Source organism: Mycobacteroides abscessus ATCC 19977 (genome assembly GCF_000069185.1).
In the GTDB taxonomy this organism is placed as follows: Bacteria; Actinomycetota; Actinomycetes; order Mycobacteriales; family Mycobacteriaceae; genus Mycobacterium; species Mycobacterium abscessus.
The window spans coordinates 5,028,868-5,051,323 of the sequence record NC_010397.1; the positions used below are offsets into that span (position 1 = coordinate 5,028,868).

The 22,456-nt window shown below is 66.5% G+C and carries 17 protein-coding genes; 12 read left to right on the forward strand and 5 right to left on the reverse strand.

All coding sequences use genetic code 11. From position 1 onward, the window contains the following. Positions 1-22 precede the first annotated feature (22 nt). Positions 23-1,186, reverse strand: a complete 1,164-nt coding sequence (locus MAB_RS24905) for a DUF418 domain-containing protein (RefSeq protein WP_005112799.1) — start codon at positions 1,184-1,186, stop codon at positions 23-25. Positions 1,187-1,251: 65 nt separating this feature from the next. On the opposite strand from MAB_RS24905, the gene MAB_RS24910 reads away from it, so the two are divergent. Next, on the forward strand, positions 1,252-1,917 hold the full coding sequence (locus MAB_RS24910; protein WP_005082813.1) for an SDR family oxidoreductase: 666 nt from the start codon (positions 1,252-1,254) through the stop codon (positions 1,915-1,917). Here the strand turns inward: MAB_RS24910 and leuS are convergent. Beyond that, positions 1,914-4,769 carry a leucine--tRNA ligase gene (gene leuS / locus MAB_RS24915; protein ID WP_005112800.1) on the reverse strand — a complete coding sequence of 952 codons (2,856 nt, stop codon included), beginning with the start codon at positions 4,767-4,769 and terminating at the stop codon, positions 1,914-1,916. The genes MAB_RS24910 and leuS overlap by 4 nt on opposite strands. A gap of 222 nt (positions 4,770-4,991) precedes the next feature. Here leuS and MAB_RS24920 point away from each other — a divergent pair, with 222 nt between their 5' ends. The 4 genes from MAB_RS24920 to MAB_RS24935 all read left to right on the forward strand — a co-directional run bounded on the left by MAB_RS24920 (position 4,992) and on the right by MAB_RS24935 (position 8,787). After that, on the forward strand, positions 4,992-5,957 hold the full coding sequence (locus tag MAB_RS24920) for an LpqN/LpqT family lipoprotein (RefSeq protein ID WP_005082816.1): 966 nt from the start codon (positions 4,992-4,994) through the stop codon (positions 5,955-5,957). A 30-nt stretch (positions 5,958-5,987) separates the two neighbouring features. Continuing rightward, positions 5,988-6,383, forward strand: coding sequence for a hypothetical protein (locus tag MAB_RS24925; RefSeq protein ID WP_005095896.1), 396 nt, complete (start codon positions 5,988-5,990; stop codon positions 6,381-6,383). 157 nt (positions 6,384-6,540) lie between these two features. After that, positions 6,541-7,917 carry a DUF445 domain-containing protein gene (locus tag MAB_RS24930; RefSeq protein ID WP_005082818.1) on the forward strand — a complete coding sequence of 459 codons (1,377 nt, stop codon included), beginning with the start codon at positions 6,541-6,543 and terminating at the stop codon, positions 7,915-7,917. 36 nt (positions 7,918-7,953) lie between these two features. Continuing rightward, a complete protein-coding gene (locus MAB_RS24935; RefSeq protein WP_005064586.1) occupies positions 7,954-8,787 on the forward strand; it encodes a DUF4393 domain-containing protein in 834 nt (277 codons plus the stop codon). A 2-nt stretch (positions 8,788-8,789) separates the two neighbouring features. Here MAB_RS24935 and MAB_RS24940 read toward each other — a convergent pair whose 3' ends face one another. After that, a complete protein-coding gene (locus tag MAB_RS24940) occupies positions 8,790-9,416 on the reverse strand; it encodes a YqgE/AlgH family protein (protein ID WP_005064585.1) in 627 nt (208 codons plus the stop codon). Between the two features lie 138 nt (positions 9,417-9,554). On the opposite strand from MAB_RS24940, the gene MAB_RS24945 reads away from it, so the two are divergent. The 3 genes from MAB_RS24945 to MAB_RS24955 are packed head-to-tail and all read left to right on the forward strand — an operon-like array spanning position 9,555 to position 12,797. After that, a complete protein-coding gene (locus MAB_RS24945) occupies positions 9,555-10,910 on the forward strand; it encodes an MFS transporter (protein WP_005082819.1) in 1,356 nt (451 codons plus the stop codon). Further along, positions 10,894-11,673: a TIGR03084 family metal-binding protein gene (locus tag MAB_RS24950; protein WP_005095900.1), complete on the forward strand. Its 780-nt coding sequence runs from the start codon at positions 10,894-10,896 to the stop codon at positions 11,671-11,673. The genes MAB_RS24945 and MAB_RS24950 overlap by 17 nt, the downstream gene beginning before the upstream one ends. Further along, positions 11,619-12,797: a phthiocerol/phthiodiolone dimycocerosyl transferase family protein gene (locus tag MAB_RS24955; RefSeq protein WP_406946931.1), complete on the forward strand. Its 1,179-nt coding sequence runs from the start codon at positions 11,619-11,621 to the stop codon at positions 12,795-12,797. The genes MAB_RS24950 and MAB_RS24955 overlap by 55 nt, the downstream gene beginning before the upstream one ends. Before the next feature lie 38 nt (positions 12,798-12,835). Here MAB_RS24955 and MAB_RS24960 read toward each other — a convergent pair whose 3' ends face one another. After that, complete coding sequence (locus tag MAB_RS24960) at positions 12,836-13,384, reverse strand: hypothetical protein (protein WP_005082823.1); 549 nt, start codon at positions 13,382-13,384, stop codon at positions 12,836-12,838. Between the two features lie 166 nt (positions 13,385-13,550). Here MAB_RS24960 and MAB_RS24965 point away from each other — a divergent pair, with 166 nt between their 5' ends. Next, a complete protein-coding gene (locus MAB_RS24965) occupies positions 13,551-14,297 on the forward strand; it encodes a sulfite exporter TauE/SafE family protein (protein WP_005082824.1) in 747 nt (248 codons plus the stop codon). 6 nt (positions 14,298-14,303) lie between these two features. Here MAB_RS24965 and MAB_RS24970 read toward each other — a convergent pair whose 3' ends face one another. Continuing rightward, a complete protein-coding gene (locus MAB_RS24970) occupies positions 14,304-15,740 on the reverse strand; it encodes a CCA tRNA nucleotidyltransferase (RefSeq protein ID WP_005087655.1) in 1,437 nt (478 codons plus the stop codon). A 63-nt stretch (positions 15,741-15,803) separates the two neighbouring features. On the opposite strand from MAB_RS24970, the gene MAB_RS24975 reads away from it, so the two are divergent. The 3 genes from MAB_RS24975 to MAB_RS24985 are packed head-to-tail and all read left to right on the forward strand — an operon-like array spanning position 15,804 to position 22,362. Further along, the gene (locus MAB_RS24975) at positions 15,804-16,619 is read left to right on the forward strand and encodes an NUDIX hydrolase (RefSeq protein WP_012296827.1); all 816 of its coding nucleotides are present in this window, start codon (positions 15,804-15,806) and stop codon (positions 16,617-16,619) included. Then, positions 16,616-18,931, forward strand: coding sequence for a DUF6049 family protein (locus MAB_RS24980; RefSeq protein ID WP_012296828.1), 2,316 nt, complete (start codon positions 16,616-16,618; stop codon positions 18,929-18,931). The genes MAB_RS24975 and MAB_RS24980 overlap by 4 nt, the downstream gene beginning before the upstream one ends. Next, a complete protein-coding gene (locus MAB_RS24985) occupies positions 18,928-22,362 on the forward strand; it encodes a murein biosynthesis integral membrane protein MurJ (protein ID WP_005087657.1) in 3,435 nt (1,144 codons plus the stop codon). Before MAB_RS24980 ends, MAB_RS24985 begins: the two co-directional genes overlap by 4 nt. Positions 22,363-22,456 lie beyond the last annotated feature (94 nt).

A 22,456-nucleotide genomic window follows, 5' to 3' on the forward strand; every position in this document is an offset into this window, starting at 1 on the left:
GCGTGCTTAGCGGAAAGTCGCGCTAACGCCGGGTAGTCAATCTCTGGTAGCTCGCCTGCCAGAGCATTTCCAGCGGACCGCGCTCCCATCGCGAAAGCCACAGCTTGCTGAACAGCATCAGCACGGCTACCACCAACGCGTATACCCCGATGGTGCCCGGCACTACCGTGCCGGGGCCCATCCGTTGCGCCAGGCCCAGCCCCCAGCCATAACAGAGCGCACCGGCCAGCGCGTTCTGTAAGACATAACAGCTCAAGGCCATTCGCCCGACGGTTCCCAGCGCGCGACCGACAATCCCGGGCACCCGGCCGGCCACATAAAACTGGGCGACCGCGGCGAGCACACCGAACGCGATGATCGCAGCCGTAAGGTAGCGGCCCACTAGCATTCCCGCACTGCCCCAGAACAACCCGACAATGAGGTCGATGGGCAACGCAACGATGAAGCCCACGATCATCAGCCGTCTACGCAGCTCTGCGCCCTCCGGCGCCAGCACTCCGGCCCGGAACACCATCGCACCCGCGATGAACATGGCGATCGCCACGGGCAGGATCAGAATCGTCTCCGCACGGAAAACCAGCAGATGATCCACCCGGAACACCACCAGGTCCCAGAAGGAACCCTCCGCGTAGGGGTTGGGCTGCTGCTGCACCGGCGGATTGTCTTCGGGCGGCGGCGACGCGACGATAGCGCCCACTATCACCATCAGAATCGCGACATGCACCAACACCGCGGCCGACAGCCAGATCCTCTGTGAGCGGGCCGATGTGGCGAGCACGAAAGCGACGATCAATCCGGTCACCGCGTAACCGGTGAGCACGTCGAACTCGGTGAACAGCAGGAAGTTCACCACACCGTCCACGAACAACAGGCCTGCGCGCACCGGGTACGCCCCCGGCCAAGAGTCCCCCCGCCGCTGCGCGGAATGCTGTTGAATCGCCAGGCCGATACCGAACATGACTGTCAACAGGCCCAGAAACTTGCCCTGACAGAGCTGCTGCAACACCGCCTCGACCCAGCGCCACACGCCTTCGGCGCGGCCCACCCCGGACACATATCCGATGAACCCCTCGGGATTCGTGAAGATCCAGATATTGGTGCCCAGCGTGCCGAGGATCGCGATGCCCCGCATCACATCCAAAGAGACATACCGAATTCCGGGTGTGACGGGCTCGACGGCAGTCATTCAGGTCACCCTAAGTGAACCTTCAGCAGGCGCACAACCACTTATCGGCGCGTACCGTGACGCTCATGCCACACGCTCTCATCACCGGTGCCGCCGGTGGTCTCGGTGCCGCCATTGCCCGCGCGCTCGCAGCCACCCACAGCCTGCTATTGGGTGGGCGCCCGTCCCTCCGGCTGGACACGCTGGCGGACGAATTGGACGCCACCCCGTGGCCCGTCGACCTGAGTGACCAGGACGCGATACTGGCGGCCGTGGCGGGCATCGACGCGCTGGACGTGCTTGTGCACAACGCCGGAGTCTCCTACCCCGCAACCATCGCCGACTCCACTCTTGCCGACTGGCGAAAGACCCTCGATGTCAACGTATTAGCCCCGGTAGCACTCACCCAGGCCCTTCTTCCGGCCCTGCGTGCGGCACAGGGCGACGTAGTATTCATCAACTCGGGCGCCGGGATCAACGCTCACCCGGGCATCGGCTCGTACTCGGTGAGCAAGTTCGCGCTGCGTGGGTTCGCCGATGTACTGCGCGCCGAGGAGCCCGCACTCCGGGTGACCTCGGTGCACCCGGGCCGGATCAGCACGCCGATGCAGCAAGAACTCACCGAACATGAAGGGCGCGAGTACAACCCAGACGACTACATGCGTCCCGAGTCCGTCGCGCAGCTGGTTGCCGATGCTGTGAATCTGCCCCGCGACGCCCGGGTGCACCAGATCGTGGTGCGGCAGAACTAGACGACCAGGTTCACCATGCGGCCGGGCACCACAATGACCTTCTTCGGGGTGGCGCCGGCCAGGAACTCCAGCACTTTCTCCTCGGTGAGGGCCGCTGCCTCGATGTCGCCCTTGGGCGCATCGGCGGCGACGGTGATGCGGCCACGCACCTTGCCGTTCACCTGAATCGGGTACTCGACCGTGTCGGCCACCAGCCAGCGGTCGTCGGATTCCGGGAAGGGACCGTGAGCCAGCGAGTCGTCGCGGCCCAGCAGGCTCCACAGCTCCTCGGCCAGATGCGGAGCCAACGGTGCCAGCATGAGCACCAGCGGCTCCACCGCCGCGCGCGGCGCACCCTCCGGGTAGTCCTTGGTCAGGTGATTGGTGTATTCGATCAGCTTGGCCGCGGCGGTGTTATTACGTAGGGCCGCATAGTCTTCCGTCACTCCGGCGATCGTCTTGTGTAACGCCCGCAGGGTGTCCTCGCTGGTCAGGTCGTCCGTGGTGACACGGATCTTGCCGGTCTCCTCATCGACCACCACGCGCCACGCGCGTTGCAAAAAGCGGTGTGCACCCACGACATCCTTCGTGGCCCAGGGACGCGACAGCTCCAGCGGGCCCATCGACATCTCGTACACACGCAGCGTATCGGCACCATAGTTGTCGCAGATGTCATCCGGCGAGATCGAGTTCTTGAGGCTCTTTCCGATCTTCCCGAACTCTTGTTGCACCTCTGCGCCCTGGTAGAAGAACTTTCCGTTTTCCTCGGTGACCTCGGCCGCCGGCACATACATGCCGCGCGCATCCGTGTAGGCGTGGGCCTGGATGTACCCCTGATTGAGCAGCCGCCGGTACGGCTCGCGGGAACTGACGTGCCCCAGGTCGTACAGCACCTTGTGCCAGAACCGCGAATACAGCAGGTGCAGCACGGCGTGTTCCATGCCGCCGACATACAGATCGACACCGCCCGGGTCATTCGGGCCATGTTCCGCCGGGCGCGGGCCCAGCCAGTATGCCTCGTTCTCCTTGTCGCAGAAGGCCTCTGCGTTGTCGGGGTCGGCGTAGCGCAGCTCATACCAGGAGCTGCCCGCCCACTGCGGCATCACGTTGGTGTCCCGCGTGTAGTGCTTGAGCCCATCGCCGAGGTCCAGCTCGACATTCACCCAGTCGGCGGCCTTGGACAGCGGTGGTGACGGCTCCGATGACGCGTCGTCGGGATCGAAGGACACCGGTGCGTAATCCTCGACCTCGGGCAATTCGACGGGTAATACGTTCTCACCCAGCGCACGTGGCCGCCCGTCCTCGTCGTAGACGATCGGGAAGGGCTCACCCCAATAGCGCTGGCGCGCAAAGAGCCAATCGCGCAGTTTGTATTCGATGCGCGATTCGCCGCGTCCGTCTTTGACCAAACGCCGTGTCACCTCCACCTTGGCGGCCTCGATGTCGAGCCCGTCCAGGTAGTCGGAATTCACCAGCACACCGTCCCCGGTGTATGCGGCCTTGGTGACGTCGCCCCCGGAAATCACCTCCTGCACCGGCAAACCGAAGGTGTTCGCGAAGTCCCAGTCACGCTGGTCGTGCCCGGGAACCGCCATGATGGCACCGGTGCCATACCCCAGCAGCACGTAGTCCGCGATGAAAACCGGCACCGGCTTCCCGCTCACCGGGTTGGTGGCGTATGCGCCGGTGAAGACGCCGGTCTTTTCCTTGTTCTCCTGACGTTCCAGATCGCTCTTGGCGGCGATGGAGCGGCGGTACTGTTCGATCGCCGCCCGCGGCGAATCCTGCCCGCCGGTCCAACGCGGATCGGTGTCCTGCGGCCAGACATCCGCCGCCAACTGGTCCACCAGCGGATGCTCCGGGGCCAGCACCATGTAGGTGGCGCCGAAGAGCGTGTCGGGCCTGGTGGTGAACACCTCGATGTCCCCCGCGCCAGGCGCTCCGAACAACACCGATGCGCCCTGCGAGCGGCCGATCCAGTTGCGCTGCATGGTTTTGACCTTGTCCGGCCAGTCCAGCACGTCTAGGTCATCGATCAACCTGTCGGAGTAGGCGGTAATCCGCATCATCCACTGCCGCAGGCGCTTACGGAACACCGGGAAGTTGCCGCGCTCGCTGCGCCCGTCCGCGGTGACCTCTTCGTTGGCCAGCACGGTGCCCAATCCCGGACACCAGTTGACCACCGAATCCGATTGGTACACCAGGCGATATGAGTCGATAACATCCGCCCGCGCACCAACACTCAGCTCCGCCCACACGGTGCCGTCGGAGGGTGCGCGCGTTCCGGAGTCGAACTCGGCGATCAGCTCCTGGATGGGCCTGGCACGGCGGGCCTGCTCGTCGTACCAGGCGTTGTAGATCTGTAGGAAGATCCACTGCGTCCACTTGTAGAAGTCGACATCGGTGGTGGCGAAGCTGCGGCGCGAGTCGTGACCCAGCCCCAGCCGACCCAGCTGCCGCTTGTAGTTGACGATGTTCGCCTCGGTCCGGACCCGTGGATGGGTGCCGGTCTGCACCGCGTACTGCTCGGCGGGCAACCCGAACGCGTCGAACCCCAGGGCGTGCAGCACGTTGGCACCACGCATCCGGTGAAAGCGCGCATAGACGTCGGTCGCGATGTATCCGAGCGGATGTCCGACGTGCAGGCCGTCGCCCGAGGGGTAGGGGAACATGTCCTGCACGAACATCTTGTCGGCGGGAATCGGCGTGCCGTCCGTCGGCGCAAGCGATCCCACCGGGTTCGGAACATGGAACGTACCCCGGTCGGCCCAGGTCTGTTGCCAGCGGCGCTCGATCTGCCCGGCGAGCTGCGCGGTATAGCGATGCCTGGGCAACTCAGCGGTATCGGTCGCGTCGTGCTGGGTTTCGGTCACGGTTCCAGGGTAAAGGTGGCTGGTCAGCGAACAGAAATCGCCGCTTTGGCGACGAGAGTTAATCACTCTGGTCACAATCCGGCCACTTCCGGGGGTGTCCGGGGTGGTTTCTCAGCTGCGGTTATTAACTTCGGGACCGCCACAACCGAGAGCCCCTCTGCGCTCCCCGTTGTCGCCCCAACCTCACACCACGCGCAGGACAGAGCCGGAAGGACATAGAAGGTGACGACCACACGGTATTCAGTCAGATTCGCGGCGGCCACGGCCTCCGTCGCGGCGTTGCTCGCTGGGACTGCAGCCGTTGCGATGGCAGACCCCCAGCCAGCGCCCGTACCCCCAGTACCGGCGGCTACCGCCAACGCCGCCGTCGCGCCGGCCCCGAATGCCGCCCCCGCACCCGCCGTGGCCCCAACGACGTCGGCCAATCCCCTGCAGCCGGCCGCGCCGATCGCCGGCGTCGCACCGGCCGCCGACGGCACCCTCTCGGAGTTCTTCGCCTCCAAGAACGTCAAGGTGGAACCGCTGACCAAGAGCAGCCACGGGGTGCCGCGTATCAGCATCCCGATCCCCAACAACTGGGCCAACGTGCCGGACCCCAACGTCCCCAACGCGTACCAGGTGATCGTGAGCAAGGCCAACGGCACCGGGATCTACCAATCCAACGCGCAGCTCACCATGAGCAAGCTGATCGGCGAGTTCGACACCAACGAAGCCGTCTCGCATGGCCCCGTCGAGGTCAAGGCCCTGCAGGGCTGGCAGCCGACCGATGCCTCGCTGGTCACCTACCAGGGGTTCCCGTCCTCGATCGTGGAAGGCACCTTCCGCCAGGACGGGGAGACCCTCAACACCTCGCGCCGCGCCGTGATCATCACGCAGGGCAAGGACCGTTTCCTGGTCCAGCTGGCCGTCACCACCACCGTCGGCAACGCCATCGCGGAGGCCCCGGCCACCGACCTGATCGTCAACGGACTGCGCTTCGGGGATGCCGCTCCCGTCACCGCCCCGGTAGCCGACCCCAACGCACTCGCCGATCCGGACGCCGTACCCGGTGCGCCCGCCACACCCGCCGCCGGAGCGCCCGCAGCCGCCGATCCCAACGCGCCGGCCTCGCCGGCGCCCGGTGTCCCGGGTTTGCCACCCCTGCCCACCTTGCCCGCGCTGGTGCCACCGGCACCGCCCGCGGCATGACCGCCTCGGTGCCCCGCTTAAACTGAGCACGTGCTGATCGCCGCCATCGTGACCATCGCCCTCGCCGGGCTGCTGGCTGCGCTCTCGGCAGCGGCCTTCCTGCGGGCGCCGCACGGCAGCCCGCAGCGAATGCTCGCCCCCGCCCAGGCCGCAGCCGCGGTCATCCTGGCTGCGGGCGGTCTGGCAGCGCTATTCGGCTCCACCACAATCGGTTTGGTCGGGCTGACGGTGTGCGGTGCGGCCGCCCTCGTGACGGTGGGTGCGGCAGCCTGGCAGGTCGCCCAATACACCACCGCCGCACAACAGATGTCCGCGGCGGGCGGCTGCGGCAGCGCCTGCGGAGGATGCCCCGGCGCGGGCCGCAATGACTCCCCCGGGCGCGACGGTCTTCGCGCGAGCGGCTCATCCGTGTGCGCGCGGCCCTGACATGTCCAATCTTTAGACACGGCGGCACTACCTCATCGGAATGTGCTCCGTATTCGCCCATGTCGGCCCCTTTTTTGGTGTTATGTTTCCGGGCACTCGTAGACGGGTGGGATGAGCGTTTGCGCCAAGACCGTCGGCGGTAGTCAGAAAGGGAGCCGTGAAAGACACCAAGCAGATGGTGAAGTTCATCCTCGTTGGTGTTCTCGCGGTCGCTTCCGGTATCGCCGCGTACATCTATCGCGACGACCAGCTGATCGTGGACCTGCTCACCATCCCCCTGTTCACCGGCATCATCGGCTACATCACCAACTGGACCGGCGTACTGATGCTGTTCGCACCCTTGCGTTTCTACGGTTGGCGCATTCCCGGACTACGCACGCTGTATGCGTTCCTGCCCCGGCGCGTGCAGGTGATCCCGGCCATCACCTCCGACGGCCGGTTTGGCTGGCAGGGCATTGTGCCGTCTCGTGCCGAGAAGATGGCCAGCATCGCCGTCGACAAGAGCCTGGCCAAACTCGGCAGTATCTCGGACTTCTACGAGCAACTCGAGCCTGATCTGATCGCCAATCACCTTGCCTTGATTGCCAAGTCAGAAATTCGCGGCGTCATCACCAAGATCATGGAGCGTGAGGACCCGCAGCTGTGGCACAACCTGCCGCCGGCCTTGCGGGAAATGATGTTCAAACGCATCGAGAATCAGCTGCCCCAGATCATCAAGAACATGACCGATCAAATCGGCGAGAATATCGAGCAACTCGTCGATGCCAAGTTGATGATCATCCGGTACCTCACCGCACATCCCAAGCTACTCAACGACATCTTCCGAACCATGGGGCACAAAGAGCTGCAGTTCATGCAGAACTTCGGTTTCTACTTCGGCTACCCGATGGGCTTCGTGCTCGTGGCCATCCTGCAGTCGGTACCGCACCATTGGTGGACACCGTGGATCGTGTTGCCGCTCGGCGGCGTCATCATCGGGTACATCGTCAACTACCTCGGTATCACCATGATTTTCGAACCTGTGCACCCCAACAAGTGGGTGCCCTGGCGCCAGGGCCTGTTCATCAAACGCAAGGCCGAGATCTCCGAGGAATACGCGCGCACCATCTCCGAGAACGTCATCACACTGGAAAACATCGGCGACGAGATGCTCAACGGACCTCGCTCGGATCGCACCCGGCAGATGCTCGCCGACGGCATCCGGCCGGCGCTGGAGCAAGCGCTCGGACCGGCTCGGCGCGCCATTCGGGTAGCGGTCGGCCGGCGACAGTACGACCAGATCACCGAATCGGTCACCCTGGAAGCAACCGGCTTTGCGCCCCTTGCGTTTTCCGATCCGGAATTCAACAAGCAACGTCAAGGCAAGATCGGCGCCTTCGTCTCCACCCAGATGCACAAGCTCTCACTCGATGATTTCAACGAGTTGCTGCGCTCGGCGGTCAAGCAGGACGAGTGGTTGCTGTTCGTGCACGGCGCCGTTCTGGGCGCTGCCGGAGGCCTGGCGCACCTACTCATTTTCCCGCCAGCGGGCTGACACGTGCCCGGAGCCGACCTGACAAGATGATGCCCGATGACCGATAACACGCCCGTTCCAGCACACAACAACCGTGAGCTCCGGCCCGATCGCGTGGTCCAGGGTGTGGCGATGCTGGCCGCGAAGACCTGGTGGCGCGGCGTGAAGTGGTCAGCCGATGTCGCCACCACCACCGGTACCAAGATCATCGACGATGTCCGGGCAGGTCGTTCCGCCACCGACATCGCGCTGTCCGCGACCGAACACGTCCTGGGCGCCGTACGCGACGCGCTACAGCTGCCCAGCGATTCCTCCGGACTGACCCTGGCCAAGCCGCAGAAGCCCGCCCCCTCGCGCGTCACCATCGACATCACCGAATCAGGCGCTCTCGACGGTGATGAATTACGCCGCCGCGGAGCGGAATTGCTGCGGCGGTCGGCCGATGTCACCGATGTCGAGGACACCCATCCGGCCTACGCCCGGATCATCAACCAGCTGGCGCCCGACGAGGCGCGCATCCTGCGCTTCCTGGCGGCGCACGGCGCACAGCCGGTGGTCGATGTGCGCACCAGCCGCCCCTTCGACGTCGGCTCGGAGATGATCGCCGAGGGTCTGTCGATGGTCGCCGAACGCTCTGGCTGCCGCTACACCAATCGCAACAACGCCTACACCAACAACCTGGTGCGCCTCGGCCTGGTCCGCGCATCTCCGGAAGCGGTTGCGGCCGAGCGCTATCAGGTGCTGGAGGTGCAACCCGACGTGGTCGCGGCGTGCCGCCGTGCGGGCCGCGCGCACAAAACGGTGCGCCGCAGCATCCACCTGACGCCTTTCGGCGAGGACTTCTGCCGGGCCGTCATCCCCACCGATCCGTCGGTGGGCGACGACCTTTAGCCCTAGTTGCGGCTGACGTCGATGGGATGGGTCGCCAACAGTGACAACGGCAGTGGCTGCCGCCGAAGCACCTTGGCCCACAGGTCCTCACTCGCATCGGTGAGCACATCGGACGGCAGCGCCGACAGCACGATCCAATCGTCGCGCTCGACTTCTCCCTCGAGCTGACCAATCGTCCACCCTGAGTAGCCGGCGAAAACCCTGATGCCCTCGACCAGTGGCGCGATGTCCTCGGGTTCGGCGTCCAGATCTACCATCGCCATACGACCCGCCACGTGGCGCAGACCCTTCACGCCATCGATGCTCACACCCGCCCGCAGCGTTGCCAGGCATAGCGCCGCATCCCGTTTTACCGGCCCGCCGACGAACATCGTCTTGGGCTTGCCAGCCAGCTTGGCCCACTGCGGCAACACGTTGTAGACCGCGGTCTCGCTGGGACGGTTGAGCACTACGCCCAGCGTGCCGCCGTCGTTGTGCTCGACAATGAAGATCACGCTGCGCCGAAACGTCGGCTCGAAGAGATTGGTGTTGGCAATCAGCAGGGTCCCGGCCCGCAGGCGATGTGCGGGCGGCGCCATGTAGCCCTCGCCATATGCCTCGCCCTCTTCAGGCTCGTCCCCGTGCGCCACCTCATCATCATGACACCGTTTGCCGTTTCATGACTTGTGCTCGGCCAACCGCTACACATTTGTAGTGTGGGCGTTAAACACCCCGCATAATCCGCCGCCTACGTTCGGTAGGCCGATCTCGACACGAAAGCGACTCACATGACTGCGCGCCACTCGCCGCTGAGCCTGTGGCGCGCCATCCACGACCTTCCCGACTTCGGGCGGCTGGTGTGGGTGCGCCTCCTGACTCAGTTCAGCGACGGCCTCTTCCAGGCCGGACTCGCGGGCGCGCTGCTGTTCAACCCGGAGCGCGAGGCCGAACCGTGGGCCATCGCCGGGGCATTCGCGGTGCTGTTCCTGCCGTATTCGGCGATCGGTCCGTTCGCCGGCGCACTGCTGGACCGCTGGGACCGGCGCGCCGTCCTGATCTGCGCCAATCTGATCCGCGTCCTGCTGGTGGCCCTGGTGGGCTTCGAGCTGGCGTTCAGCGCCGACGATGTGGTGTTGCTGCTGGGCGCGCTGATAGTCAACGGCGTCACTCGCTTCGTGACGTCGGGACTGTCGGCGGCCCTGCCCCACGTGGTACCGCGCGATCAGGTCGCAACCATGAACTCGGTAGCCACCGCCGTGGGCGCCACCGCCACCTTCATCGGTGCCAACTTCATGCTGATGCTGCGCGCCGCTTTCGGAGCCGGGGACTTGGGTTCTGCCACAGTTATTTTCCTGGTGATCGTGCCGACCACGGCCGCGGCCTGGGTGGCATCCGGCTTCCCCGGCGACCGGTTGGGGCCCGACGACAGCGTGCGTGCCGTACATGGTTCGGCGTTCTACGCGGTGGCCACCGGATGGCTGCACGGGGCGCGAACCATCGTCGGCACACCATCGGTTTTCGATGCGCTCATCGGCCTGGCCGCGCACCGCATGGTGTTCGGTGTCAACACATTGCTGGTCCTTGTCCTGGTACGCAGTAACGAGTCGGTGTTCGCCGGGATCGGCGCGGCGGCATTGTTCCTGGCGTGTACCGGTATCGGCTCGTTCCTGGGGACGGTCTCGACCCCGGCTCTGCTCCGACGATTCGGCCGTGGACGCACCCTGGGGATGGCGCTGGGCGGGGCAGTCGTCCTGCAACTGATCGCCTCAGGTTTGTACATCCCCATCCTGCTGGCCTCCGCATTCGGCCTCGGCATGGCCGGGCAGGTGATCAAGCTGTGCGCCGATGTCGGCATGCAGACCGACGTCGACGACGCTCTGCGCGGGCATGTCTTCGCGGTGCAGGACTCGTTGTTCTGGGTCACTTTCACCGGCGCGATGGCGGTAGGCGCCGCCTTCATCACGCACGCGCATTGGCTAGCCTTCTCCGGCGCGATGATCTACTTGGCCGGACTGATCGTGCACATGACACGAACCCTCTGGCCCAGCACGCTGGACACCGGCTCCCTGCCCACCCAGCCCAACGCCGGCTCCCTGCCCACCCAGCCCAACCCGGAAGGACAAGCCCGTGACCTCGACCGCTGACGCAGTCATCGACGACCTCCGCGCCGAAAGCGATGAACTGGACGCCCTGGTGGCCGCGCTCCCCGAGCAGGGCTGGGCCCGGGACACACCCGCAGCGGGCTGGACCATCGCTCACCAGATAGCGCACCTGCACTGGACCGACGCGCAGTCGCTGCTGGCAGTCACCGACCCCGCCGTCTTCGCCGAGGAACTGCCCAAGGCGATGGCCGATCCGCTCGGCTTCGTGGACAAGGCGGCCGAAGAAACCGCCCAGATCCCGCCGGCCGACCTACTCATCCAATGGCGCAGCACCCGCAACCAGCTACACGCGGCACTGCGCGCCGTGCCGGACGGTGTCAAGATTCCCTGGTACGGGCCGCCGATGAGCGCGGCGTCCATGGGCACCGCACGTTTGATGGAAACCTGGGCGCACGGTCTCGACGTCGCCGATGCGCTCGGCGTGCCGCTCGCTCCTACCCCGCGCATCAAATCGATTGCCCACCTTGGTGTTCGAACCCGGGACTTCGCCTTCTCGGTGCACGGATTGCCCGCCCCTAGCGAGCCGTTTCGGGTCGAACTGACCGGCCCGGACGCCGATACCTGGACGTGGGGGCCCGAGGAGGCCGCCCAGCGCGTCACCGGATCAGCGCTCGACTTCTGCTACCTGGTTACCCAGCGCCGTCCGCGCGCCGATCTGGATCTGCGGGCCACTGGCCAGGACGCCGAGCAGTGGCTGTCCATCGCGCAGGCTTTCGCCGGCCCGCCCGGCGCCGGCCGGGGATGAACCCCGGGGCCGCCGTCCGCACGCTGGATCCCTCGGAGGCAATGTTCGCGGGAAATCGCAGCACGGTGGCGTACTCGGCCTTCGGCACCGGTGTGCTCGATATCGATGCTCTGACACTTGCCTTCCGCGCCCTGCTGCGTAGCTATCCGGTGTTGGCGACACAGATCGTGTCCGCCGGGCACGAGTACCTACTTCACCACGTTCCTCGTCCGCCCGCGCTTCAGGTGGGCACCTGCACCGCACTACCCCCCGCAGGCTTCACCATCGTCGACCCCGACGCGGTGTGTGCCATCGACGTAGCCCAGCAGGGCAACGACTTTCGCCTGACCTTGCTTACCCACCACAGCATCGCCGACGCGGGCGCCTCGCTGAAGTACCTGGAAGTCCTGTGCTCGCTCTACACCCGCGTGGTCGAGACGGGATCAGCCGGGGCCACACGTCGGCATCCGCTGGCGATGTCGCTGGAGCAGTTCCTTGCCGAGCGCGGTTATGTCATACCCGCGCCCTGCGCGCCCCCGGCGACACCGGTAGAGCCGACGGTCGAGACGGCGGTTGTGCTCCGCCACGGGCGCACCCGACTCAGCCGCGCGCAGACCACGCGCCTATTCGACTCCGCCCGCGCGGCGGGCCTCACCGTGCACGGAATCGTGTGTGCCGCGATCCTGTCTGCTGCCCAAACGCTTTCACGATCGCAGGACCCCGTCACGTTTGGCCTGACATCTTCGGTGGACCTACGCACACGAACCGGCGCGCCCATCACCGCGGCGCAAGGGACCGTGATCCAGGGAGCCGACACCGCGACTCTGGCTGTGACATCCGATGACGACCCGCTGCGTCTGGCGCGCGCGGTACTGGATTCCCTGGCCAGCGGCCTCGTGGATCGCCGTGTGCACCAAGCATTTCTACGGCATCAACCGCTGCAGCAGCAGTCCGTCGAGAATCCGCTCATGGTCCGAACTGGGGCCGCATACCTGCGCTGCGCCTGCCGGCGGGGCTGCGCATACACGACTTCCGTGCCACCGCACGTGGGTGGCGCATCCGGTTGCGGGCCACGACACTTCCCCCGAGCTTCTTCGTCACCACCTGCGAGGGACAACTCAGCCTCGATCACCCAGTCTGGGTAGCCGATGAGTCCGATCCGACACTCGCGTGGACGGCAGCGCTAGGGCAATCCTTCGACAGGATTTTCCGCTGACACCTGGGGCGAAGCCACGGGCCGGGCCGCCTCGGCGATCCCGTCTCCGTCACCATCGGTGAGCACGACATCCCAGCGGCCGTCTCCGGTGGTGTCGGCGTACACGGAATTGCCGGAATCGGTTGTACTAAAGGCTCTTTCCGCATCGCCGTCGCCATCCACATCGAAAAGCTGATCCGGCTTCCCGTCCCCGTCGATATCGGCGGTGCCGCCGGGGTGTTCCATGCCATCGAGGCCGAACCAGCTGATGGACCCACTCCGTTCCACGTGAAACCTCCAGGTGCCCAGGCCATCATCGGTGAAGTAGGTCTCGGGCCTGCCATCATTGTCGATATCGAGCACGCTGTGATCTGCCGAGCCGTCCCCGTCGGCGTCCCACATCATGTCGTCGAACAGCCCGTCGCCGTCGAAGTCCAGCCGCACCGCGTCCATGACCCCGTCGCCATCCAGGTCCACATTGGGCGGTGCATCCCAGGCGGTGACGACGCCGTCCCCGGCACCGAAGCAGTAGTCCATATCCGATATGAGCCCCCGCCGGCTCCGGGCGTTCCGCCTTCTTGAGGCATGTGGATAACCACCCCGGCAGAACCTGCGCTGATACTGATGCATGTCTGTAGGAGCACACCGGCGGCGATTCGGTTCCCCCGTAGTCTCTGTCCCCGTGGATGCACCTACCCTCGCCGTGCTGCTGGCGGCGGCATCCGCCGCCGGGTGGGTCGATGCGGTGGTCGGCGGCGGCGGCCTCATCCTCATCCCGGTGCTCATGCTCGTCTTCCCCGGAATGGCCCCGGCCACCGCGCTGGGCACCAACAAACTCACCGCATTGTCAGGTACCGCGTCGGCGGCCATTCGGCTCTTTCCCCGAACACCTCTGAACTGGCGTGTCCTGGTGGGGGCCTTTTTCGTCGCGGCGGCCTTCGCCAGTGCCGGCGCGTACACCGCCTCCCGGCTACCCGTGTCGGTCTTCAAGCCCGTGGTGCTCGTGCTGCTGGTGGCGGTGGGCGTCTTCGTCGCGACGCGACCCCAGTTCGGCACGACCACGGAGGGAACCGCCCGCACCAAAACCGCGACCCTGACGGCACTCACCATCGCCGCCGTCGCGATCGCGTTCTACGACGGCATCATGGGCCCCGGCACCGGGACCTTCCTGATCATCACGTTGACCGTCGCCGCGGGAATGACCTTCCTGGAGAGCTCGGCCACCGCCAAGGTACTCAACTCCGGGACCAACGTCGGGGCGCTGGTTGTCTTCGCTTCGCAGGGCCACGTGCTGTGGCTGCTGGGTTTGGCCCTCGGTCTGGCAAACATCGTCGGCGCTCAGCTCGGTGCGCATATGGCGCTCGGGCGCGGCGCGGGTTTCGTCCGCGTGGTGCTGTTGGCGGTCGTCGTGGTGATGGTGGGCAAGCTCGGCTACGACATGCTCCGTTGAGCGCGGTCAGGAACGGCCGGCCCACCACTGGCGTAACGCTTCAACCGCCTCGTCGTGATCGAGCGGACCCCGCTCCAACCGGAGCTCCTTCAAGAACTGCCAGGCCTGCCCCACGATGGGGCCGGCCGGAACGCCCAACAGCTCCATGATCTGGTTGCCGTCGAGATCGGGCCGCACGCGCGCCAGATCCTCCTTGGCCGCCAGCTCCGCGATGCGCTCTTCGAGCCCGTCATAGTTGGCCTGCAACCGCGCCGCGCGCCGTTTGTTGCGCGTGGTGCAGTCCGCGCGCACCAGCTTGTGCAGCCGCGGCAAGAGCGGCCCCGCGTCGGTAACGTATCGGCGCACCGCAGAATCGGTCCATTTTCCGTCCCCGTACCCGTGAAACCGCAGATGCAGATACACCAGCTGCGAGACGTCGTCCACCATCTGCTTGGAGTACTTGAGCGCGCGCATGCGCTTGCGCACCATCTTGGCGCCGACGACCTCGTGGTGATGAAAGCTCACCCCGCCGCCCTCTTCGTGCCGACGGGTGGCCGGCTTGCCGATGTCGTGCAACAGCGCCGCCCAGCGCAGCACCAGGTCCGGACCTTCGTCTTCGAGATCCACCGCCTGCTCCAGCACCGTCAACGAGTGCCGATAGACATCCTTGTGTTGGTGGTGCTCGTCGATGGTCAACTGCATCTGACCCACCTCGGGCAGCACCACCGCGCCGAGTCCGCTGTCGACCAACAGGTCGATTCCCGCCACCGGATGTGCGCCCACGATCAACTTGTCCAGTTCGGTCTGCACGCGTTCGGCAGTGATCCGGCCCAGCTGATCGGCCATCGCGTGCAGCGCCTCCAGCACGCGCGGCGCCACCGTGAAGCCCAGTTGCGACACGAACCGGGCCGCGCGCAGCATCCGCAGCGGGTCATCGCCGAACGAAATCTCCGGCGCCGACGGGGTGTCCAGCACTCCGGCGCGCAGCGCCTCCAGCCCGTTCAGGGGATCGCAGAACTCTCCCGGCCCGTCCGGCCCGATCTTGACCGCCATGGCGTTGACGGTGAAGTCGCGGCGCACCAGGTCGCCCTCGAGGCTGTCGCCGAACACCACCTCGGGATTCCGCGACTGCTGGTCGTAGCTGTCGCTGCGGAAGGTGGTGATCTCGACCCGCTGGCCTCTACGGGCCACGCCGATGGTGCCGAACGCGATCCCGGTATCCCAGATGGCCTCGGCCCAGCCCGTCACCAGATTCTGCACCTGTTCGGGACGCGCGTCGGTGGTGAAGTCCAGGTCGATGCCGGGCTTGCCCAACGCCGCGTCGCGGACGCTGCCGCCTACGAGATACAGGTCGAAACCGGCGGAATCGAAGAGCGCACCCAGCTCCGAGAGCAGCTTCTTGTGCCGGTTCAAGGTCACCGCGGCGGTGGCCAACAGTTCAGCGGTCGGTATCGATTCGGGCACGTCGGGACAGCCTACCGGCGCGTATCGCAGGAGCTCTCAGTAGCGGGAACTACTATCACATGGGTGTCTGACTCCTCCGGCGGTTCCCGCACGGGTGGGTCGTCGGATGAACCCGGCTCGAACCCCGCCTCAGCGCGCGGCCGCGGGTCGCGCCGCGGTCGGCGCAACCGATCGCAGGGTCGAGCACAGGGCCGGGCGCAGGGCGCCAATACTCCGGCGGCCTCCCCTGCCGCTGGGGCTCCTGCTGCGCCAAACGGAGCCAACACCGCAGCAGGAAAGGGCCGTGGCCGCGTCAAGGGCCGAGCAGCGGGCACCTCACTGCGCACGGTGCGTGAAACCTCGGCCGGCGGCCTGGTCATCGCCGGCATCGACGGCCCCAAGGACGGTCAGGTCGCTGCCCTCATCGGGCGGACCGACCGGCGCGGACGCATGCTGTGGTCGCTGCCCAAGGGGCATATCGAACAGGGTGAGACCGCCGAGCAGACCGCCATCCGCGAGGTGGCCGAAGAGACCGGAATCCGCGGCACCGTGCTCGCCGCGCTCGGCAGCATCGACTATTGGTTCGTCACCGAGGGCCGGCGCGTGCACAAAACGGTGCATCACTATCTGATGCGCTCGCTGGGCGGCGAGCTGTCCGATGACGATGTCGAGGTCACCGAGGTCGCCTGGGTACCGCTCGGGGAGCTACCCACCCGCCTGGCCTACGCCGACGAGCGGCGACTGGCCGAAGTGGCGGGCGATCTGATCGACAAACTGCACACCGAAGGACCCGCAGCGCTACCTCCCCTGCCGCCCTCCGCGCCACGACGCCGCCCTCAAACGCATTCCAGTACGCATAGGACACCGGGCCGGCGATCCGGGCGCGGACAACAGCAATGACCCGACCCACGCATCGCAGCGCGACGCGTGTGGCGGCAGTACTTGCCGTCCTCGCGCTTGTCCTGCTCGGCGCACCGTGGTCTGTCCCGCGGGCCCAGGCCTACCGCGACGGACAGTTCCTCAAGGTCGTCATCGATGAGGTCAATCCCCAAACGGTCACCACCGTCGACTCGATGGTCACCGTGCGCGGCACCGTCGCCAACGTCGGGGATCGCCCGGTCACCGATGTGGTGGTGCGTCTGGAGCGCGCCGATGCCGTGGCCACCAGTTCCGACCTGCGCGCCAGTCTGCACGGTCACCACGATCAGTTCCGGCCCGTGGGCGAGTTCGTCACCGTCGCAGGCACTCTCGAACAAGGACAGCAACGTCCATTCAGCCTCGCCTTCCCACTGCGGGGAGGAACCGGGGCGAACTGGAACATCGAAGCCCCTGGTGTGTATCCCGCGCTGGTGAACGTCAACGGCACCCCGGACTACGGGGCCCCCGCGCGCCTCGACGATGCCCGGTTCCTGCTCCCGGTTCTCGGGGTGCCGCCGCCGAACAATGCAGCCTCCGAACCCGAGGTCGCACCCGACACCTCCCGCCCGGTGGGGCTGACGCTGCTGTGGCCGCTGGCCGACCGTCCCCGACTGGCCCCTGGCCAACCCGGCGGACCGACTCCGGTGCGGCTTCTCGATGACCAGCTGGAGCGCTCCCTGTCACCCGGGGGCAGGTTGGACGCGCTGCTGGGCGCGCTGGAGTTCGCGACCGAGCCCGCCGTTGACCCCAAGGGCGAGTTGGCACGCACGGTCTGCGTGGCCGTCGACCCCGACCTGCTGGTGACCGTCAACGAGATGACGCAGAACTACCAGGTGCTGGACAATTCGGCCGACCCCGCCGGTCCCGTACACCCGGGCACCGGGCAGGGGCTCGCCGTGGCCTGGCTCGACCGGCTGCGCGCGATGGCCAAACACACCTGTGTCACCCCGCTGCCTTACGCCCAGGCCAGCCTGGACGCCGTCGCCGAGATGGCAGATGACGGCCTGTCCCACCAGGCCACCACTGGAGCCGCCGATGTCCTGGACCAGATCCTGGGCGTCGTCAGCCTGCGCGGAGCCACCCTGCTCGGCGACAGCCACCTTTCGGCGGCGAGCATCGACCTGCTCACCGCGCAGGGCCCGACCGTCGCGGTGTCGCCCTTACCGTCGGGACAAGAGACACCGCCCGATTTCAATCCGCGCCGGGTGTCGGACACGCTCGTCGCGGCGCCCTTTGACCCGTCGGTAGGCGCGGCGCTGAGCGCGGTTGGTCGCACCCCCATGACACCGGACTATGTGCCGCAATCGCTGCGCTTCGCACTGCAACATGATTCGCGCGTCGCGCGGATACAAGACGCACTCGGGGCCATGGCCTGGCAGGCGCTCTCTCCGCAGCAGACCCCCCGTCAGACGGTTCTTCTTCCCGACGCCACCTGGGATCTGTCCGACGGCGAGGCCCGCTCGATCCTTTCGGCGACCTCGACCCTGCTGCATTCGGGACTGGCGATACCGCGCCCGCTGCCCACCCTCATCGGCGAGGCACGCGCCGGCGCCCAGCCCAACCCCGTGGACACCACCTTCGGCGTCGACGCACAAGAAGCCGTGGACGACTGGGTGTCTCAGGGCCTCGGTGACGAGGTCCGCCGCGTGTGGGGGCTCACTGCCGCACTGACCGTGGACGCCCGCACCGGGCTCACTGGCGTCCAATACACCGATCCGCTACGCCAGGACGCCCTGCGCGCCGTGAGCCAGAGCGTTCCCGCCGATGCCCGTGACGACGCCGCGCGCGAACGGCTGGCCGCCATCCGCCGCACGGTCGGTGATCTGTTCAACGCGGTCACCGTCGTCAATCCGGGTGGGTCCTACACCCTGGCCACCGAACACAGTCCGCTGCCGCTGGTGTTGCGCAACGAACTTCCGGTGCCTATCCGGGTCTCCCTGCGAGTCGAGACCCCTGCCGGCATGAGTGCGACAGATGTTGGCGTACAAGAAGTTCCGCCCGGCTTCCTGCCGGTCAAGGTGCCCGTCGAGGTCAACGTGTCACAACGCATGGCGGTGGACGTCACGCTGCACACACCCGACGGACTGCCGCTGGGCGACCCGGTCCGCCTGTCCGTGCACTCCAACGCGTACGGCAAGCCGCTGTTCTTCATCACCATCAGTGCTGCCACGGTGCTCTTCGCCCTGACCGGCCGGCGGCTGTGGCATCGGTTCCGCGGTCAGCCGGACCGCGCCGACCTCGACCGCGAGGACGAGCCTGCCGCACCGGAGAAGGGAGCCCAGTGGCAGCAATGAGAGAGCCGCTGGACCCGCTACCCGATCCCGAAGCCGACGACACCATCGAGGAACTGTCCGACGCCGCCGTCGTCTCCCACTCCGGATCGATGGCGGTGGCCACCTTGGTCAGCCGCATCACCGGCTTCATCAAGCTGCTGCTGATCACCGCGGCGCTCGGCGCGGCATCCGCGAGCGCCTTCTCAACTGCCAACACCCTGCCCAACATCATTGCCGCGCTGGTGCTTGAGGCCACCTTCACGGCGATTTTCATCCCGGTGCTCACCCGTGCCGAGCGCGAAGACGCCGACGGTGGCGAGGCGTTCATACGCAAGCTGCTCACCATTGTCACGACGCTGCTGCTGGTGACGACACTGCTCTCGGTGCTGGCCGCACCATTGTTGGCCGGGATCATGCTCGGTGGCGATCCCAAGGTGAACACGCCGCTCACCACGGCGCTGGCGTACTTGCTCCTGCCGCAGGTCTTCTTCTACGGCCTGAGCTCGCTGTTCATGGCGATTCTGAACACCCGCAACGTGTTTGGTCCGCCCGCTTGGGCGCCGGTGTGGAACAACCTGGTGGCGATCGCCACCCTCGTGCTGTACTGGCTGATGCCGGGTGAGCTCACCCTCGACCCGATCCGGATGAGCGACCCGAAGCTGTTGGTACTGGGCATCGGCACCACGCTCGGTGTGGCGGCCCAGGCCATGGTGCTGCTGCCGGCGATTCGGCGCCAGCAGATTCCCCTGCGCCCCTTGTGGGGGCTCGACGACCGCCTCAAACAGTTCGGCGGAATGGCCGCCGCCATGTTCGCGTACGTGGCCATCAGTCAGTTCGGGTATGTCATCGCGAACCGGATCGCCGCCGGTGCCGCGGAATCCGGCCCGATCATCTATAGCCAGACCTGGATGATCCTGCAGTTGCCCTACGGGGTTGTCGGCGTCACGATCCTCACCGCGATCATGCCCCGGCTGAGTCGCAATGCTGCCGCTCAAGACACTCCTGCCGTGCTCGGCGATATGTCGCTGGCAACCCGGCTGACGATGACCGTGCTGATTCCTGTGGTGGCGGTGATGACGGTCGCCGGGCCGGCGATGGGCCCGGCGCTATTCGCGTACGGCAATTTCCACCTCGGATCCGCTCACTACCTCGGACTGTCGATTTCGCTCTCTGCCTTCACCCTCATCCCTTACGCCCTTGTGCTGCTTCAGCTTCGGGTTTTCTATGCACGCCACGAGGCCTGGACACCCACGCTGATGATCATCGTGATCACTGCGGTCAAGGTCATTGGTTCCGTTGCCGCTCCGCACCTGACGGACGACCCCGATCTGGTTGCCGGATACCTGGGTGCCGCCAACGGGCTCGGATTCGTGGCGGGTGCACTATGCGGGTATCTGTTGTTGCGCCGCAGCCTGGGGCGCGCGGCGGGCCCGCTCATCGGTCCGGATGTTGCCCGCACGGCACTGGTTGCCCTCGCCGCGTCGGTGACCGCCGCCGCAGTCGGTCTGGGTATCGATCGCGGCTTCGGCCTCGACCTGCTCACCCAACGAGGCGGCGGCCTTGGCTCGATTCTGCGGTTGGCCATCCTGGGCATCGTCATGCTCGCGGTCACCTTCGCCCTCATGGTCGCCGTCAAGCTCCCGGAGGCCCTCAGCGTGGTCGCCATGCTGCAGCGCCGGCTCGGTGGTCGCCTCGGCGCTCGGCTTCGGGCAGAGACACAAGATCACGCTTCGGTCATGGGCAACTCCCCCGGGCCATCCCTGCCGTACCCTGATTCGGGTGATCCAGTCGGCGGTAGCGATGCCATCGGCTCGACAACCGCAAACAAACCAGCGCACGGGGGCGGTGCTGATACGAGAAAGGGCAGGGCTGTGACCGACACCCCGGGGTCATCGACCCGGCCTGTTCCCACCCAGTCCCCGTCCACGGGCCCGGTCCCCACTTCCGTGATGCCCGGCGCCAGCATCGCCGGCGGCCGTTACCGCCTGCTGACCTCGCACGGCGGCCCGGACGGCCTGCAGTTCTGGCAAGCCACCGACACCGAGCTGAACCGACCGGTGGCACTCACCATCATCGACGGCGCGGCCTTCACCGCCGACCAGGTGCAGGACATCCTTTCGAACACCCTGCGGCTCAGCAAGATTGAGTCGTCCGGTCTGGCGCGCGTGCTCGACGCCGTCCATGAGGGCAACGGCGGCATCGTGGTGGCCCAGTGGGTCCGCGGCGGTTCCCTACGCGAGGTCGCCGATACCGAACCCTCCGCTGTGGGCGCCAGCCGCGCGGTCCGCTCGCTGGCTGAGGCCGCCGACGCGGCCTTCGAGGCCGGATCGGCGCTGAGCATCGACCACCCCGACCGGGTCCGCATCAGCATCGACGGAGACGCCGTCCTCGCCTTCCCTGCCACGCTGTCTTCGGCCAGCGCTGATGAGGATGTGCGCGGGCTCGGTGCCGCCCTCTACGCGCTGACCACGCGTCGCTGGCCGCTGGCCGAGACCGGTCAGCCGAGCGGGCTGCCCGCCGCCAATCGCGCCCCCGACGGCAGACCCGTCGAAGCCCGCGTTCTCATCCCCACCGTGCCTGCCGAGATCTCCGACGTGGCCGCACGTGCGCTGAGCGATGACCCTGGTTCAGCAGCTGAGCTGCTCGACGGCCTGGAGTCGGCCATCGCGAGTGTCGACCACACCACCATGCTCGAACCAGCGGCCGCGGCACCCACCCAAGCGCTGGACGTCGGCAGGCGTCCGTCATTTGAGGACCCGGCAGACTCCGACGACGAGGACTACGAGGACTACGAGGAAGAAGATCCGGAAGAGGCCGCGCGCCACCGCAAGATCTTCCTGATCGGGCTGGGTGTGGTCGGTGTTCTCGTCATCTCGCTGTGCATCGCGCTCGGGGTCTGGGTGACGCGGATCTTCGGAGACGTCGGACCGCTCGACAAGATCAACATCGGCATCGGGTTGCCCACCCAGTCCTCCGGTGGCGATGCCGCGAAGCCAGGTAGCCCGGCCAAGATCGTGCAGGCGACCGTGTTTCCCCCGGGCCCGGATGCCGATCAACCCGGCAAGGCGGGCCTGGCCGTGGATGGCAACCCTTCCACGTCGTGGATCACAGATACGTACACCGACGCCGACCCCTTCCCGGTGCTGTTCAAGCCCGGCGTGGGTCTGCTGCTGGATTTACAGTCCTCGAGTGCGCTGAGCAGCGTCACCATCGAATCGCACAGTGTCGGAACGCAAGTACAGATCCGCTCGGCGGACTCGGCCACGCCGGGCTCGATCAATGACACCAAGGAGATCTCGGCAACCGCCACGCTGCAGTCCGGCAAAACCACCATTCCGATCACCAGCAGCTCGCAGGTCTCGCATGTGCTGGTGTGGATCAACAAGCTGGGCTCGACCAACGGTGATCACCACGCGGAGATCAGCGAAATCACCGTGTCAACTGCGTCCTAGCTGGGCGATCGTCTGAGAGTCGACCAGTTACCGAAGGCTTTTCGGTAACCATCCACATACCCGGCCCGTTATTTTTCACGGTAGTTGAAACCCG

What these genes read in the sequence shown, in the direction of transcription:
- MAB_RS24905 (WP_005112799.1), bottom strand. Translation starts at nt 1,186, where the DNA reads ATGACTGCCGTCGAGCCCGTCACACCCGGAATTCGGTATGTCTCTTTG.
- MAB_RS24910 (WP_005082813.1), top strand. Translation starts at nt 1,252, where the DNA reads ATGCCACACGCTCTCATCACCGGTGCCGCCGGTGGTCTCGGTGCCGCC.
- MAB_RS24935 (WP_005064586.1), top strand. Translation starts at nt 7,954, where the DNA reads ATGACCGATAACACGCCCGTTCCAGCACACAACAACCGTGAGCTCCGG.
- MAB_RS24945 (WP_005082819.1), top strand. Translation starts at nt 9,555, where the DNA reads ATGACTGCGCGCCACTCGCCGCTGAGCCTGTGGCGCGCCATCCACGAC.
- MAB_RS24960 (WP_005082823.1), bottom strand. Translation starts at nt 13,384, where the DNA reads ATGGACTACTGCTTCGGTGCCGGGGACGGCGTCGTCACCGCCTGGGAT.
- MAB_RS24980 (WP_012296828.1), top strand. Translation starts at nt 16,616, where the DNA reads ATGACCCGACCCACGCATCGCAGCGCGACGCGTGTGGCGGCAGTACTT.
- MAB_RS24985 (WP_005087657.1), top strand. Translation starts at nt 18,928, where the DNA reads ATGAGAGAGCCGCTGGACCCGCTACCCGATCCCGAAGCCGACGACACC.